This is a genomic window from Pseudomonas sp. I8001, assembly GCF_013385345.1.
Taxonomy (GTDB): Bacteria; Pseudomonadota; Gammaproteobacteria; order Pseudomonadales; family Pseudomonadaceae; genus Aquipseudomonas.
The window spans coordinates 18,281-31,647 of the sequence record NZ_JACAQC010000005.1; the positions used below are offsets into that span (position 1 = coordinate 18,281).

The 13,367-nt window shown below is 62.4% G+C and carries 11 protein-coding genes; 7 read left to right on the forward strand and 4 right to left on the reverse strand.

From position 1 onward, the window contains the following. The first annotated feature begins 158 nt into the window (after window positions 1–158). Together HX839_RS01940 and cueR are read left to right on the forward strand one after the other, a co-directional pair. Window positions 159–2,360: a cation-translocating P-type ATPase gene (locus tag HX839_RS01940; protein ID WP_102368020.1), complete on the forward strand. Its 2,202-nt coding sequence runs from the start codon at window positions 159–161 to the stop codon at window positions 2,358–2,360. Then, entirely contained in the window at window positions 2,357–2,758 is a 402-nt protein-coding gene (gene cueR / locus HX839_RS01945; protein ID WP_008430758.1) for a Cu(I)-responsive transcriptional regulator, read from the forward strand. The genes HX839_RS01940 and cueR overlap by 4 nt, the downstream gene beginning before the upstream one ends. Window positions 2,759–2,901: 143 nt before the next feature. Here the strand turns inward: cueR and HX839_RS01950 are convergent, their stop codons facing one another. Continuing rightward, a complete protein-coding gene (locus tag HX839_RS01950) occupies window positions 2,902–3,801 on the reverse strand; it encodes a PA4780 family RIO1-like protein kinase (RefSeq protein WP_008438985.1) in 900 nt (299 codons plus the stop codon). A gap of 151 nt (window positions 3,802–3,952) precedes the next feature. Continuing rightward, window positions 3,953–5,230 (reverse strand): acetyl-CoA C-acetyltransferase, encoded by a 1,278-nt coding sequence (locus HX839_RS01955; protein WP_087693751.1) that lies wholly within the window; start codon window positions 5,228–5,230, stop codon window positions 3,953–3,955. Between the two features lie 114 nt (window positions 5,231–5,344). Between HX839_RS01955 and HX839_RS01960 the strand changes: the two genes are divergently transcribed. The 4 genes from HX839_RS01960 to HX839_RS01980 all read left to right on the forward strand — a co-directional run bounded on the left by HX839_RS01960 (window position 5,345) and on the right by HX839_RS01980 (window position 11,405). After that, window positions 5,345–6,697: a 3-oxoacyl-ACP reductase gene (locus tag HX839_RS01960; RefSeq protein WP_177066672.1), complete on the forward strand. Its 1,353-nt coding sequence runs from the start codon at window positions 5,345–5,347 to the stop codon at window positions 6,695–6,697. Window positions 6,698–6,699: 2 nt separating this feature from the next. Continuing rightward, window positions 6,700–7,548, forward strand: coding sequence for a MaoC family dehydratase (locus tag HX839_RS01965; protein WP_177066673.1), 849 nt, complete (start codon window positions 6,700–6,702; stop codon window positions 7,546–7,548). Between the two features lie 292 nt (window positions 7,549–7,840). After that, complete coding sequence (locus tag HX839_RS01975) at window positions 7,841–9,544, forward strand: collagen-like triple helix repeat-containing protein (RefSeq protein WP_218173575.1); 1,704 nt, start codon at window positions 7,841–7,843, stop codon at window positions 9,542–9,544. A gap of 175 nt (window positions 9,545–9,719) precedes the next feature. After that, a complete protein-coding gene (locus HX839_RS01980; RefSeq protein WP_177066675.1) occupies window positions 9,720–11,405 on the forward strand; it encodes a ShlB/FhaC/HecB family hemolysin secretion/activation protein in 1,686 nt (561 codons plus the stop codon). 27 nt (window positions 11,406–11,432) lie between these two features. Here the strand turns inward: HX839_RS01980 and HX839_RS01985 are convergent, their stop codons facing one another. Together HX839_RS01985 and HX839_RS01990 are read right to left on the reverse strand one after the other, a co-directional pair. Next, on the reverse strand, window positions 11,433–11,840 hold the full coding sequence (locus HX839_RS01985) for a response regulator (RefSeq protein WP_003212897.1): 408 nt from the start codon (window positions 11,838–11,840) through the stop codon (window positions 11,433–11,435). Window positions 11,841–11,905: 65 nt separating this feature from the next. Then, window positions 11,906–12,097 carry a Flp family type IVb pilin gene (locus HX839_RS01990; protein WP_008438993.1) on the reverse strand — a complete coding sequence of 64 codons (192 nt, stop codon included), beginning with the start codon at window positions 12,095–12,097 and terminating at the stop codon, window positions 11,906–11,908. Between the two features lie 315 nt (window positions 12,098–12,412). On the opposite strand from HX839_RS01990, the gene cpaB reads away from it, so the two are divergent. Continuing rightward, on the forward strand, window positions 12,413–13,348 hold the full coding sequence (gene cpaB / locus HX839_RS01995; RefSeq protein ID WP_177066676.1) for a Flp pilus assembly protein CpaB: 936 nt from the start codon (window positions 12,413–12,415) through the stop codon (window positions 13,346–13,348). Window positions 13,349–13,367 lie beyond the last annotated feature (19 nt).

The window sequence follows — 13,367 nt, forward strand, 5'->3', positions numbered from 1 at the left end:
TTGCTCGCGAAAAACGTTAACGATGACGCGTTCATCCTGGATAAACGCGGCGCCCTCAAGCTTTTCGCGAGCAAGCTCGCTCCTACAGTAAAAAGCGCCTTGACCTTCCCCACAGGTCAAGGTTGATCCTAGGGGCAATCTCTCCTGGAGTACTGCCCATGAACGGATCCACCACCTTCGACCTGCCGATCAGCGGCATGACCTGCGCCAGCTGCGCCGGGCGGGTTGAACGGGCACTGGGCAAAGTGCCCGGGGTGCAAAGTGTCAGCGTCAACCTGGCCAACGAACGCGCCCACATTGAAGTGCTCGGCCAGATGGACCCCGGCGTCCTGATCGCCGCCGTCGACAAGGCCGGCTACACCGCCACCCTGCCCCAAAGCGAAACCGCCACCCAGGCCAGCCAGGAACAACGCCTGAGCCATGAACGCTGGTCGCTGCTGCTGGCAATTCTGCTCGCCGCGCCGTTGGTGCTGCCGATGCTGGTGCAACCGTTCGGGCTGCACTGGATGCTCCCGGCCTGGGTACAATTTGCCCTGGCCACCCCGGTGCAATTCATCTTCGGTGCGCGCTTCTATATCGCGGCCTGGAAAGCCGTGCGCGCCGGAGCGGGCAATATGGACCTGTTGGTCGCCATCGGCACCAGCGCCGGTTACGGCCTGAGTATCTATGAATGGCTCACGGCGTCCGCCGGCACAATGCCCCACCTGTATTTCGAAGCCTCGGCGGTGGTGATCGCCCTGGTGCTGCTGGGCAAATATTTGGAAAGCCGCGCCAAGCGCCAGACCGCCAGTGCCATCCGCGCTCTGGAAGCCTTGCGCCCCGAGCGGGCGATTCAAGTAATCGACGGCCGCGAGCAGGACGTCGCCATCACCGCCCTCAAGCTGAATGACCTGGTGCTGGTCAAACCCGGCGAACGCTTCCCGGTGGACGGCGAAGTGGTCGAAGGCCAAAGCCACGCCGACGAAGCCTTGATCAGCGGTGAAAGCCTGCCGGTGCCGAAGCAGCCTGGCGACGCAGTCACCGGCGGCGCCATCAATGGCGAAGGCCGGCTGCTGGTGCGTACCCTGGCCCTCGGCGCGGAAAGCGTGCTGGCGCGGATCATCCGCCTGGTGGAAGACGCCCAGGCCGCCAAGGCACCGATCCAGAAACTGGTGGATAAAGTCAGCCAGGTGTTCGTGCCGGTGGTGCTGGTGCTGGCCTTGGCCACGCTGGTCGGCTGGTGGCTGTATGGCGCACCGCTGGAAGTCGCGCTGATCAATGCCGTGACCGTATTGGTGATCGCCTGCCCTTGCGCCCTTGGCCTGGCCACACCTACCGCCATCATGGCCGGTACCGGCGTTGCCGCCCGCCACGGCATCCTGATCAAGGACGCCGAAGCCCTGGAGCGCGCCCATGAAGTCAGCGCCGTGGTGTTCGACAAGACCGGCACCCTGACCTCCGGCGCACCAAAGATTGCGCACCTGGCCGCCATTGACGGCAATCAAGGGGCGCTGCTGCAACAGGCCGGCGCGCTGCAGCGCGGCAGTGAACACCCATTGGCCAAGGCGGTGCTGGATGCCTGTGCCGAACAAGGTTTGAACGTCGCGGATGTCAGCGCCAGCCAATCCCTTACCGGGCGTGGCATTGCAGGCACCCTAGATGGCCGGCAACTGGCGCTGGGCAACCGTCGCCTGCTGGAAGAAACCGGCTTGAGCACCGGTGATCTCGCCGACTCGGCCAGTGCGTGGGAGGCCGAAGGCCGCACCTTGTCCTGGCTGATCGAGCAAGGCCCGCAGCCCCGCGTGCTGGGTTTGTTTGCCTTCGGTGACACGCTTAAACCGGGCGCCCTGCAGGCGATACAAGCACTCAAGGCTCGGCATATCAGCAGCCACCTGCTGACCGGCGATAACCGTGGCAGCGCCCGCGTGGTGGCCGAAGCCCTGGGCATCGATGACGTGCACGCCGAGGTGTTGCCTGCGGACAAGGCGGCTACCGTCGCCGAGCTGAAAAAGACCGGCGTGGTGGCAATGGTCGGCGACGGCATCAACGACGCACCGGCCCTGGCCGCGGCCGACATCGGCATCGCCATGGGCGGCGGTACCGACGTGGCGATGCACGCGGCAGGTATTACCCTGATGCGCGGCGACCCACGGCTGGTGCCGGCAGCCCTGGAAATAAGCCGCAAGACCTATGCGAAAATTCGACAGAATCTGTTCTGGGCCTTTGTGTATAACTTGATCGGCATTCCGCTGGCGGCGTTCGGCCTGCTCAACCCGGTGATGGCTGGCGCGGCCATGGCCCTGTCCAGTGTCAGCGTGGTGAGCAACGCACTGCTGTTGAAAACCTGGAAACCCAAGGACCTGGAGGACGAGCGTCCATGAACATCGGCCAAGCAGCACGCCAAAGCGGCCTGAGCGCGAAGATGATTCGTTACTACGAGTCCATCGGCTTGCTGAAAGCCGCCCATCGCACCGACAGCGGCTACCGCATTTATGGCGCCGATGACTTGCACACCCTCGCGTTTATCAAGCGTTCGCGGGACCTGGGGTTTTCCCTGGAAGAGGTCGGCAAGTTGCTGACGCTGTGGCAGGACCGGGGACGCGCGAGTGCCGACGTCAAGGCGCTGGCCCGCCAGCATATCGATGAGCTGAACCAGAAGATCCTCGAGTTGGGGCAGTTGCGCGATACGTTGCAGGACCTGGTGGAACACTGCCAGGGCGATCACCGGCCGGATTGCCCGATTCTCAAGGAGTTGGCGTCGGGCAGTTGTTGCACCTGAGCAAGTTTAACCAGGCATGCACGGAACCTAATGTGTGTGGGCTTGCTCGCGAATGCGGAGTGTCAGTCAATACATCAGTTGACTGAACCAGCGCTTTCGCGAGCAAGCCCGCTCCCACATTTGGATATCCACTCGCCGTTGGATCACTGCATCCAGGGCGGCGGTGGCGGCTCTTCCGACGCTTTGCTCGGTGGCGCATCGTCTGCCGCGCGAATCGCCTGGCGACGCTCTTCATCGAGCCGCGCCGCTTCGATCTCGCGGATAACACCGCCCACGTCAGCCAGCTCTTCCGGTTCGTCGAACTCGCCGGTCAACACACTGGCCGGGTGCAGAGTGCCGGCTTCATACAGCGCCCACATCTCCTTGGCGTACTTGGTCTTCTTCAATTCCGGGGCAAAGCGCCCGAAGTAGGAAGCCATGTTGCCCACATCCCGTTCCAGCATGCTGAACGCGTGGTTGTTGCCCGCGGCATCCACCGCCTGAGGCAGGTCGATGATCACCGGGCCCGTCGGCGTCAGCAGCACGTTGAACTCGGAAAGGTCACCGTGCACCAGGCCGGTACACAACATCAGCACGATCTGGGTAATCAGGAAGGCGTGGTATTCACGGGCCTGGTCCGGCTCCAGCGTCACGTCGTTCAAACGTGGCGCCGCGTCGCCGTATTCATCGGCCACCAGCTCCATCAGCAGCACGCCTTCGAGGAAGTCGTACGGCTTGGGCACGCGCACACCCGCACCGGCCAGGCGAAACAGCGCCGCTACCTCAGCGTTCTGCCAGGCATCTTCGGTTTCTTTCTTGCCGAACTTGGAGCCCTTGGCCATGGCCCGGGCCTGACGGCTGTTGCGGACCTTGCGGCCTTCCTGGTATTCGGACGCCTGACGAAAACTTCGTTTATTCGCCTCCTTGTAGACCTTGGCGCAACGTAACTCGTTGCCGCAGCGCACCACGTAAACAGCTGCTTCTTTACCACTCATGAGTGGGCGCAGCACCTCGTCGACCAGACCGTCCTCGATCAGGGGTTCAATGCGTTTAGGAGTCTTCATCAGCTTTTATTGTGGGTCCTTTATTACCAAACACGCGTATGGCACTCGTTATACGGCAATCCTCTCGCCGCGGGGAGAGGGTACCGACCTTTGACCGCTTAAGAATGCATCCAATATGCCAAATTGACCGGCGGCCCGATCATAGCCGAGATCAGCGCTCAATAATCGCGGTGACGCCCTGGCCCCCGGCGGCGCAGATCGAGATCAGGCCCCGGCCCTTACCGGCTGCGTCCAGCAGCTTGGCCAGGTTGGCGACGATACGCCCGCCCGTGGCAGCAAACGGATGGCCGGCGGCCAATGAGCTGCCCTTGACGTTCAAGCGGCTGCGGTCGATAGAGCCCAGCGGTGCATCCAGCCCCAGGCGGGTCTTGCAGTATTCCGGATCTTCCCAGGCTTTCAGCGTGCACAACACTTGGGCAGCAAAGGCTTCGTGAATCTCGTAGTAATCGAAGTCCTGCAGGGTCAGGCCATTCCTCGCCAGCAGGCGAGGCACGGCGTACACCGGCGCCATCAGCAGGCCTTCGGCGCCGTTGACGAAATCCACCGCCGCCGCTTCGCCATCGCGCAGGTAGGCGAGAATCGGCAAGCCGCGCTCCTTGGCCCAGGCTTCACTGCCCAGCAGCACCAACGAGGCGCCATCGGTCAGCGGCGTCGAGTTACCGGCGGTGAGGGTGCCCTTTTCACTGCGCTCGAAGGCGGGCTTGAGGCTGGCGAGTTTTTCCAGGGTCAGGTCGGGGCGCAGGTTGTTGTCGCGGGTCAGGCCAAGAAAGGGCGTGAGCAAATCGTTTTGCCAGCCTTCGGCGTAAGACGCGGCCATTTTCTGGTGGCTTTCCAGCGCCAACTGATCCTGCTCGGCGCGGGGGATCTGCCAGGTCTGCGCCATCAACTCGCAATGCTGGCCCATGGACAACCCGGTGCGCGGCTCGCCGTTGCGCGGCAGCTCCGGCTTGAGGTGATGGGGACGAAGTTGTAACAAGACTTTAAGTTTATCCGCCATGGATTTGCTGCGATTGGCTTGCAGCAGGATTTTGCGCAGGCCCTCATTCACCCCGATAGGCGCGTCGGACGTAGTGTCGACGCCGCCGGCAATCCCGCTTTCGATCTGCCCCAGCGCAATCTTGTTCGCCACCAGCAACGCGGCTTCCAGCCCCGTGCCACAGGCCTGCTGAATATCGTAGGCCGGGGTTTGCGGCGACAGGCGCGAGCCCAGCACGCACTCGCGGGTCAGGTTGAAGTCGCGGGAATGCTTGAGCACCGCCCCGGCGGCCACCTCGCCAATACGCAGGCCGTGCAGGTTGTAGCGTTCGATTAGGCCTTCGAGGGCAGCGGTCAACATCGCCTGGTTGCTCGCCGTGGCGTAAGGGCCGTTGGAGCGGGCGAAGGGGATGCGGTTACCGCCAATGATCGCTACACGGCGCAATTGAGTCATGGAAAGCTCCCTTGAGGTTATGGGGTGAATCTCTGAGCCTAGCCTAGGCTCAATCGAACGACTTTCACCTATTGATGGTCCACCGTTTGAACCCCAGCACTCGGAGAGCGTTCCATGTCTGACCGTTATATCGACTTCGCCAACTCCAGCCTCGGCCATCGCCTGGTCGCCGCCATTGGCCTGCCGTCACCGGTACGCCTGGAACGCTGGCAGGCCGGACGCCTGCGCCCGGTGGAGGGTGCGCTGCTGATCGGCGGCGGCCCGCTGGCAACAAAAATCCTGCCATTCGCCAACAAGCTGACCGACGCTATCTATAGCTACGGCGCCGAACCGTCGACGGCAACCACCTGGATTCCCGGCCACGGGCCCAAGCTCAAGGCCGTGGTATTTGACGCCAGCCAGTTGCAGCACACCGATCAACTCAAGCAGTTGCGGGAATTCTTTCAGCCGTTGATGAAGAACCTCGACCACAGCGCGCACCTGGTGATCCTTGGCCGCGCCCCGGAAAGCCTCGGCGACCCGTTTGCCGCCAGTGCCCAACGGGCCCTTGAGGGCTTCAGCCGGTCGCTGGCCAAAGAGCTGCGCAGCGGCGGCGTCCTGCAATTGCTGTACGTGGGCGACGGGGCCGAGGATCAATTGGAGGGTGCGTTGCGGTTCTTCCTCTCGCCGAAAAGTGCCTATATCTCCGGCCAGGTCATTCGCCTGAACCCTTGCGCGACTCAGGTCGCGGACTGGACGCGCCCGCTCGCCGGGCACAAGGCCCTGGTGACCGGCGCCGCCCGCGGCATCGGTGCCTCGATCGCCGAAACCCTGGCCCGCGACGGTGCCGAGGTGATCCTGCTGGACGTGCCACAAGCCAAGGCCGACCTCGATGCCCTGGCCGCGCGCCTGGGCGCCCGCAGCATCGCCCTGGATATCTGCGCCGAAGACGCCGCCACCCAACTGATCGAACACCTGCCGGACGGCATCGACATCGTGGTGCACAACGCCGGCATCACCCGCGATAAAACCCTGGCCAACATGACGCCGGAATATTGGGACGCAGTCTTGGCGGTCAATCTCAACGCGCCGCAACTGCTGACCAAGGCGCTGCTGGACAGCGGCACCCTGCACGACAACGGTCGCGTGGTGCTGCTGGCATCCATCAGCGGCATCGCCGGCAACCGCGGGCAAACCAACTACGCCGCGAGCAAGGCCGGGCTGATTGGCCTGGCCCAGGCCTGGGCGCCGTTGCTCGGTGAGCGCGGGATCAGCATCAATGCCGTGGCCCCAGGCTTTATCGAAACCCAGATGACCGCACACATTCCCTTCGCCCTGCGTGAGGCCGGGCGCCGCATGAGTTCGCTGGGCCAGGGCGGCTTGCCCCAGGACGTCGCCGAGGCGGTGGCCTGGCTCGGCCAGCCGGGCTCGGGCGCGGTGAGCGGGCAAGCGTTGCGGGTGTGTGGGCAAAGTCTATTGGGAGCGTAAGCATGGAGTGGCACACATTAGGCAGCACCCCGTTCCTGCCGCCGCTGTATTGGCGCGCGGCACTCAAGCGCAAGATCACCGGCACCAGGCTGCCCGAGCAAGGGTTGCGCTGCCGGGTCAGTGTGAACCCCAGGGAAGTCGCGGCCTATCGCAAGGTCTGCGGGTTTGCCGACAGCCCGGTCTTGCCGGCCACCTATCCGCATATCCTGGCATTCGGCCTGCAGATGCAATTGCTCACCGACAAGGCGTTTCCTTTCCCGCTGCTGGGATTGATCCACCTGAGCAACCGGATCCGCATCCTGCGCCCATTGGGCGGTGTGAGTGACTTGACGGTCGGCGTTTACGCGCAGAATTTGCAGCCCCATGCCAAGGGAGCGACATTCGATATTGTGACCACGGTCGAAGATTCACTGGGGCTACTGTGGGAAGCGCAAAGCCGGATGCTCTGTCGCGGTGTGAAACTCGATGGCGCAGCAACGGAAAACCCGCTGCAACCCCCTGCCGCTGTCGCCGAACTGACCCGCTGGAAAGCCCCCGCCGATGTTGGCCGCCGCTACGCCCGGGTGTCCGGCGACTACAACCCGATTCACTTGAGCGCCCTCACTGCCAGGTTATTCGGCTTTCCCCAGGCCATCGCCCATGGGCTGTGGAACAAGGCCCGCACACTGGCGGCACTGAGTGAGCATTTGCCAGCCGCCAATCTCGAGATAGATGTCGAGTTTAAAAAGCCGGTGCGTTTGCCCAGTGAGGTAACGTTGTTCACGAGCGCCCCCGGCTCCAGCGGTGAGCTGCAACTTAAAGGCGCCGGGGACATTGAACACATGGTCGGCCGCTGGCGGCCCATCGCCTGATAAATTGTATATATACATCCTAAGTTATAGCGAGCTATCGATAGCTCGCTACTCTTATCAACTCATTGATTTTAATAAACTTATAACTTAAACACCGCTGCCTTCTATACCCTTGGTATTAGTCGTTAAGCAAACTAACTCTTCGTGTATATAAATCGTTAATACCAAGTTGAGCGTTGCGAGAGCGCGCACCCGGGACTGTTATAGCCATAACGGACGAATGTATCGCTGCCCCTAGAAACAGCGAACTTCGAAAACAACAAAGGCTGTACCAGGTGCAAGGAACTCAATCATGAAAACTCAAGTCGTGTTGTGGAAAGCAAGTACCGCGCTGGCCCTGATTCTGGCAGTAAGCCTCGGAGGCTGCAGCAGCGGTGGTGGTGGTCATCACAGTAGCGTCGCAGCCTCCTCTCCGGATGCTGGCGGCGGTACTGGCGGTGGAACAGGTGGAGGCACCGGCGGCGGTACCGGTGGTGGCACTGGCGGCGGCACTGATGGAGGTACCGGTGGTGGCACCGGCGGCGGCACTGGTGGAGGTACCGGCGGTGGCACCGGCGGTGGCACCGGCGGTGGCACTGGTGGAGGTACTGGTGGAGGTACTGGTGGAGGTACCGGTGGAGGTACCGGTGGTGGCACTGGTGGAGGTACCGGCGGTGGCGGCACTGGCGGTGGTACTGGCGGCGGCACCGGCTCGACCACTCCCCTGGTCACCGGCCAGGTAGTAGGCGCTGTGGGCGGTGTCGTCGGTAATGTCGGCACCACGGTAGGTAACCTGGGCACGACCCTGACCACGGTTCCCATTGTCGGCACCACTGCCGGCGGGCTGGTCACCGCGACAGGCACCGCCGTCAACAGTATCGGCGGCGGCTTGAGCAACGGCCTGGGCACGCTGGGTACCAATAGCAACTCCGTGGGCACAACCGTTGCCGGTGTGGCCGATGGCGTTGCCGACCTGGGCACCGGCGTTTCCAACACCGGCAAATCCCTGGGCACCACCCTCGGCGGCATTCCCGTCGTCGGCGGCTTGACCGGTGGCGTGGGCGGTGCGGCAGGTGGCGTGGTTGATCAGGTCGGCCAGGCCGTCACCATGCTCGGCGATACCTTGAGCACTGCCAGCACCACCGGGCCATTGGGCAGCGTGACCAATACGGTGGGTAAAAGCGTATTGGTACCGGTGGTCTCCCTGGTGGAAAACACCACCGGCAACCTGGGCAATAAAACAGGCCTGGGCAACCCGGTCGGCGGCGTACTGGATAAAGTCGGCTCCACTGTCACCGGCCTTGGCGGCCAGGTGGCCAGCGCCGGCGGCGCAGGCAACCCTGTCGGGACACTCGTCGGTGGCGTGTTGACTGGCGTTGGCACCACCCTTGATAAGTCGAGCGGTTACGTCAACCCGGCCACCACGACCCCTCAATCGGGCCTGCCTGAACTCGTCGGCGGTCTTGTCGCCAACGTCGGCAACGGCCTGAATGCCGGCAACACCAACGGCACTGTCAGTGCAGCCGGTGTGACCGGCGGCCAAGTGGGTAACACCGTCGCGTCGCTCGGCACCCTGATCGGTGGCAATGGCGTGGCCAACACTGCAGCCACGGCTCCCGTTGCAGGCCTGGCGACCAATGTCGGCACCGCACTCAACCCAGTGACCTCGGGTGTTGCCAACCTGACGCAAAACATCGGCACCAGCACCGGGATCGGCGCACCGGTGAATGGTCTGGTTACCCAGGTCGGCGGCGCAGTCAGCAGCCTGGGCACCAACCTGACGGCGGCGAATGCCAATCCGGTGACTAACGCTGTGGGCGGTACCCTGAATGCCGTCGGCAATACCGTCGGCTCGGTGGGTGGCCTGGTAACCGGCGGCACCAGCAGTAACGGTGGCGGTCTGCTCGGTGGCTTGAACGTGGGTGCCGGTGCCACCGCTACGGGCACTGCCAATGCAAATGCAAACACAGGCGGCGGCCTGGGAGGTCTGCTCGGTGGGCTGACCGGCAAAAAATAGAATTGCACCTGGCCATTAGACGGCCTCCCCTACAGCGCCTACGCTTGGTTGAGACGAGAGATTCCAACGAGTCTCTCGTCTTTTTTATTGGCCAATGAATGGCTTTGCGAACCGTGTCCCAGAACCCGGCGGGCCTAGCGAAAACGCTGCAGCAGTTTTGACCATGGAGTGTCCTATGCGCGCCTTGACGCCTTTGTTTCTGCTCACCCTCATTGCTGCCAGCGTCCATGCCGAGACCCTGCCCAGCTACCTCAACAGCAACGACACCATTCGCAACCTGCCGGTACCCAACCTCCCCGCCGATGCCTATCGCCCGGTCACCCCACAGACCCAACTGCCCGAGCCGGCGGCAACACAGGGCCAGCCATTGTTGATGGACACCAAAGTGACCATCCGCAAGCTGCAAATCGACGGTGGGACGATCTACCCGCTCCAGGATGTGGCCAAGGTTTTCGAACCGCTGATTGGCCATGAAACCAACCTGGCACAACTGATCGAAGCCACCCGCGGCATCACCCGCCGCTACCAGCAGGACGGCTACCTGTTGTCCTACGCGTACCTGCCCGACCAGCGCTTCGAAAACGGCCTGGTGCGCGTGGTGCTGGTGGAGGGCTACATCAAGGATTACAACGTGCAGGGCGACATTGGCTCGGTCTCGGCCTACGTCGACAAACTGGCGGCCAAGCTGCTGGCCGAGCGCCCGCTGACCCGCAAGACCTTCGAACGCTACACCACCTTGATGGGCCGCATTCCAGGTGTAACGCTGCAGGCGCAAGTACCGCCGCCGGGCACCACCGATGGCGGCACGCGCATGCAGATCCAGGCCTCGCGCAAACCCTTCACCAGCAGTATGAGCATGACGGACGACAGCCGTGGCGGCCTGCAAGCCCTGATCACCGGCACCAGCAATTCCCAGACATCCCTGGGCGAACAACTGAGCGTCAGCGGCCTGTTCCCGCCCGGCGAGGACAAGGAGCACTACTACCGCCTGGGCTACAGCCAGTTCGTGAATGCCGAGGGCACTCAACTGGTGGTCAACGCCGAGCGCTACCGCGCCGACCCGCGCAGCAATGTGCAGCTGGACGGCGGTTTTGAACTCAAGCCACACCAGGAGGTTGACCGCTACTCCGTCGGCCTCAGCCATCCGCTGATTGCCTCCCCTACCGAGTCATTGACCCTGGGCACGCGACTCTATGCCGTGGACCAGACCACCCGTTATCAACTGGTGGGTTTCCCGCAACGTTTCGACCTGGAAACCAACCTGCGCGCCCTGGCGTTCGAAGGTGACTGGCGCAAATCCGACACGCGCCAACTGCGCATTCTCAGCACCGGCCTGTACCAGGGCATCGACGGCCTGGGCGCCAGCACCCGGAGTGACTTCGAGGGTATAAAACCCGACATCGACTTCTTCCGCCTGCGCGTCTCGGGCGTACAGAGCGACAAGTTCTTCGACAACTGGCAAGGCGTGGCATCGGGTGCCTTCTACTGGAGCAACGACACCCTGCCCGACAGCGAACGCGCGACGTTCGGCGGGCAGAATTTCGGGCGTGGCTACCCGGATGACCAGGGCTCGGGCGACAAGGGCTGGGGCGTGGCGTATGAGGTCAACTACAGCTTCAACCGCAGCGGTGAATGGGTAAAAATCCTGCAGCCGTACGTGGTGCTCGACAAGGCCAAGACTTGGTTCAACGAACTGCCGGCCATGGGCAACAACATGTCATCGGCAGCGGTGGGCCTGCGCTTCGGGGATAACAAGTACTACAACATCGCGCTGGAAGCGGCCAAGCCAATGTCGGACATCGCCCTGGACAGCTTCAATCGGCGGCCACGGTATACCCTGAGTTTCAGCTACCAACTCTGAACCCTGGAGGAGGGAGCGTGTTCGCTCCTACATCAATCTGATCTTGGGGATGGGGAAAAGGTTGTTGAGGGTGTCGATCAAGCGCACCAGGTAGATCGGCTTGCGGAACAGGTCCAGCACCTGCAGGCGCAGCATGTCACTGACATCATCCATCTCGGCGTGGCCGGACATGACGATCACCGGCAAGTGCTGGCGAGCGGTGTGTTCGCGCAGACGCTTGATCAAGGAAATACCACTTTCCTCGGGCATGCGCAGGTCGGTAATCACCAGTGCGATATCGGGGTGCAGGGTCAGCTCCTGCAAGGCAAAGGTGACCGAGGTCGCGGTAAAACAGACAAAGCCTTCATTCTCCAGCGACTCGGCCAGTTCAATAAGGGCGTCCTCTTCGTCATCCACCAAAAGGATTTGTTGCCGGGGAGCCGAAGAGGAGTTCATGTGGAAATGCCTGATACGCAATAGATCATTCAGCGGAACCTGCACGTTTTAGGCGAGTACCGGGGTCAGGTATGAATGCCGGCCTGTATCGAGTTGAAGACGCCGGTTATGGCCGTCCGGATAGGTGTAATAAAAGCAGCCAGCGCCACAGCGACCATCGCCGCAACCAGTGCGTATTCGATACCCGATGCGCCCTCTTTGGAATAGAAAAAAATCTGGACTTTGATGAAACCCATGCGAATAAGATCAAGGAACATAATGACTTCTCCTTTGCGCCCACGGCGCTGGTATCGCGGCATCACAAAAATGATTTCGGTGTGCCACTAGAGCATTGTCAACAAACCCCAGACCAACAACTGTAAGAACTGATTAATCACAAAGTATTAGTCGGCCGGCTGACGCCAAAAATCCCACTTTCGCAGAGGTTTCTGGAGATATTTTTCGCCCGGTAATGGCGTTTTGTCTTAGCTGAACTACCTTCAAATAGCGAAATAGTTAGAAGCTTGAAGCGATCCGGATACGCAAGCATTAGTGGGAACAGCAGTGGATGCAGCAGGAAAGGGAGAGCCTTCATGAACAGTCGGATTAGCTTGATCCTCGCCGGGCTGCTGTTGGTAGGTGCACTGATTGCAGGCTACTGGGGCCTGGTACTCAGCCGCCCTGCCACTGTCGCACCGCCCGTGCCCCAAACACCTGAAGTCGTGCAACCCGTCGCCGAAGACCAGACCCGCCAACCGGTGGTGGTGCTGGCCCATGACGTTGCACCTTTTGTTGCGCTCACCGCCGCCGACCTGACCCTGGAAAAACTGCGCACGGTTCCCGCCGGCAGCCTCACCAGCCTCGACCAGGCCGTGGGCAAGATCCCGTGGCGGCCGCTGTCGGCCGGGACCTGGCTGACCGAGGAGAGCTTCAACTCCGGCGGCACCCTGGCGCGAATGATCCGCCCTAACGAACGCGCGCTTGCCGTCGCCGTGGATGAAGTGATCGGCGCCAGCGGGCAACTCTCCCCGGGGGACTATGTGGACGTCCTGCTCTTCCTGCGCCAGGAAGCCAGCAACCCGCAGCAGTCCGCACAAATCGTGGTGCCCGCCTTGCGCCTGCTGGGCGTCGGCGATCAACTGGGGCTGACCAACGACGGCACGCCCGGCTCCGTGCCACCGACCACCCCGGACGAAAAACTCAAGGCGCAGCAGAGTCGCGCCAGCGCGCGCACGGTACTCCTCGCGGTACCGGAGGAGCTCCTGAGCCGGCTGATGCTCGCAGCCCAGTCCGGCGTATTGCGCCTGGCTGTGCGCAGTGCCGACGAACAACTGCTGAGCCAATACTGGGCCGGTGAAACGGAGTCCGCGACCCACCTGGAAAACACCCGGCGCGAGCTCTACCAGTTTAACCAGCTGGCCTTCAGCACAGCGCCCGTCAACGGCCTGAGTCCCGCCGGCAATGGTGCGCCAAGGCGTTCAGGCGTCGAAGTAATACGTGGCAATCAGGTTACCCAACAAACGCCCTGAAAGAGCTAAGGATGCCTTG